The following is a 3,024-nucleotide window of genomic DNA, read 5'->3' as shown; positions in this document are numbered from 1 at the left end:
CGTACACAGTACCAGATTACCAGAGACCGTACTCTTGGGAAAAAGAACAGTGGGCAGACTTCTGGACAGACCTCAATACCATTGAGGATAATACGCATTTTCTTGGGTCAATCGTCCTGATCAAGCACGATGGTGGATTCAACCAGCTCGCAGAACTCGAAGTTGTAGACGGGCAACAGCGATTGACTACGATTTCGCTACTATTCTGCGCGATGCAGAACCCAATACGAAAATGAGGGAGACCCAAATGGGATAAGCGAACTCATCAACCAAGAGTACCTCTATGAGAGAGATGATAACAACAACAAGCACCCGAAACTCTCACTAAGTCAATACGACGGTGCTGACTACGAACATATCCTTGACGGACGCGAGAACGCAGTTGCTGATAATTCGAACCTCTTAGAAGCTCTCGAATATTTTGAGAACCAATTAACTGGGTACACGACTGACGAATTAGACGATCTCCGAGCTCGACTCACAAAGCAGATGACCATCGTTGTCGTCGAATGCGACACTCCGGGGTCAGCATTCCGTTTATTTGAGACATTGAACGACCGAGGGATGGAGTTGTCTTCGGTTGATCTAATGAAGAATTCGCTGCTACAGACAGCAACACAAGAATACGGGAGCGGAAGCAGCGAGTACAACCACGTGAGAAGTCAGTGGGAGTATCTACTGAAAAATGTCGTCCATCAGATAGACCATCCAAACCGGTTCTTCAGACACTTCATCATGTCGCGTGAGGTTCCGGATTACGAGGGGAATGTTTCATCAAGAAAACTTTACGATGTTTTCAATGAAATAATTGATTCAAAACTGGATGAGGTGGGAATCTCCATTATGGGATACGTAGATGAGATGGTCGATATCTCAGACACATATCTCGGAATTATTGATGCCTCAGTCGATAAGTACAACGGAAAGCAATCTCGTAAAGTCAACGCGAGGCTACGAAACTTAAACGATATTGAGGCATCTCACTCTCGAACGTTGATTCTTCGTTCGATTGAGGAGTTTGATGATTCAACGAAGACAATCCAAGTACTGCGATTACTCGAGTCGTTCATGACTCGCTGGAGAGTTGCTGACCTGACAACAGGCGCATCTCTTGATAGGATATTCTCTGGGCTCTGTTCAACTGCCTTTGATAGTGCAAACCCAGTCGATGAAATCCGATCAAAGCTCAAAGAAGAAGCACCAGGAGATGACGAATTTAGAGCGAAGTTCGCCAGTTCTGAGTTCAAACAGAACTCGATGACACGGTACGTGCTGGATACACTCGAGCGGGAGCACTACTCGTCAGGCGGTGGTAAAACGTATGATCGGGCCTCCGTCGACATTGAACACATCGCTCCGCAGGCGGCGCTCTCTGCTGACAAGTATAGTACTTGGCGAGATGTACTTACTGTCGGTGAAGCCGAATACAAAAACCAGTACCGTAACCGGATTGGAAACTTGACGCTTCTTGAGGAAAGCCTGAACGAAGAAGCAAGTGCAAATCCGTTCCAACAGAAAATAGATCAGTATCGTCTCTCTGACTTCAAGATGACCGAGGACGTCCGTTCAACGTATTCAGAATGGACCATCGACACGATTGAGAAACGCTCCGACAAACTCGCAGAGATTGCGGTCGAAATCTGGAATTTCGATTCGTAGACAAAACCAACGTTCATACTCTTCTGGGAGAACTCACAGCAGACGTTACTCCTCGTCTGTTTCAATTGCGAGCGGTTCTCCCAGTAATCCTTCGATGTTTACAAATTGACTGAGCTCCCGAAGTTGATCGGCGATCCTCTCACGACTTTCAAGAGCAGCAAACACGCTCTGAACGATCTCTTTTGGTTCTGCGTCCTCGTCAAGCTCAAGTCTCTCAAGTAGACGAGAAACTTCCTCATCGTCTAATTCGTAGTGTTCACCACCGTATTGGAGAGAGGGAGAAGTTGGCTTTGTCGGGGCGGCCGACCGTGACGGCGCAGAAGCGTGTTCAGTAATCGTTGACTGACTTGCACCACCTTGTTTCGTCTCCTCGCGTTGCGTATCTGAGGTCACCTGGTCAGTAGACCTATCAGTCGATCTACGCTGTGTCGCGCTTCGTTTTCGCGAGGACGGTTTCTCTTCGCTGTGGCTGGAGGTTTCTGGACGGGAGGTTGGCTCGGAAGTTGGTTGTGAACCACGCTGTGAACGCTGTTCGAGTGGCTCATGTAGTTCGTCAACACGGACGTCATCAGAGACGGAATGGTCTCGACGCCAGTCCCCCAAGTCAAACGACTCGACTGGTGAGAGTTCCTCAATGTCGTCCCCATCCAGTTCATTTTGTAACTCTTCAGTATACCGCGGAAGCAGCCATCGGTCGACACCAACTGTCTCACTAGTTAGACGCCTTCTATTCGAAGCGTGCTCTGCTGCTAGTTTCTTGATGTCTTCGACTAATGGTGGAGTATCTTTGTCGTCTCCTTTGAGTGGGACAAAATAGTCTTCAACAACAGGGAGATCAGACTCAGCGAACTCGTGAACTTCAGGCCCTGAGTACTTTTCATCGAAATAGTTCGCGTATGCTGGTTTCTGAGTATCCTCAAAAACCTCATCACAGCGGATTCGGAGAGCACCATGTAAGAACGCAGTCCGAACTAACCGATCACGGACCGGAAACTGTCGGTACGATGATGTCGAGACTCGTTCTCCCGGTTTTCGATTGAATCGCGGGCTATTCGTTTTTGAGTTCGACTTATCGATAAACTCTGGATGAGTCCGAATGCCTTCTCGTTGATAGTAACCCCGCTGTTTCAGATTAGCGAGGCTATAGGTTGATAAAATCCAATCTGGGAGGTGGTGATACGTCTGTCGACGATACTCCTTAAGAGCATTCTCGGCAACGTTGAGAATCTCCTCAGTTACTTGTTGTGTTCCGTCGAGTGTGTCTTTCGTATCTGACCACGGCATGTCCTCTGCGTCACCGTGAACAGAAACGATACAGTGGAGTCTTCGTCGGCGAGACGACGGAGCGGAAATTGGCCGAGATAA

General features: G+C 48.2%; 3 protein-coding genes. 2 read left to right on the top strand and 1 reads right to left on the bottom strand.

The window, feature by feature from the left end; all coding sequences use genetic code 11:
• On the top strand, positions 1 to 236 hold a 236-nt coding region (locus NKF06_RS20215), incomplete at its 5' end, for a DUF262 domain-containing protein (protein WP_253246421.1).
• A gap of 16 nt (positions 237 to 252) precedes the next feature.
• The gene (locus NKF06_RS21195; RefSeq protein WP_309142160.1) at positions 253 to 1,659 is read left to right on the top strand and encodes a DUF262 domain-containing protein; all 1,407 of its coding nucleotides are present in this window, start codon (positions 253 to 255) and stop codon (positions 1,657 to 1,659) included.
• 45 nt (positions 1,660 to 1,704) lie between these two features.
• On the opposite strand, the gene NKF06_RS20205 is transcribed toward NKF06_RS21195, so the two are convergent.
• On the bottom strand, positions 1,705 to 3,024 hold a 1,320-nt coding region (locus tag NKF06_RS20205; RefSeq protein WP_253246420.1), incomplete at its 5' end, for a hypothetical protein.

The organism is Haloferax sp. AB510 (assembly GCF_024136985.1).
GTDB lineage: Archaea > Halobacteriota > Halobacteria > Halobacteriales > Haloferacaceae > Haloferax.
This window is presented reverse-complemented; position numbering and strand designations above follow the sequence as displayed.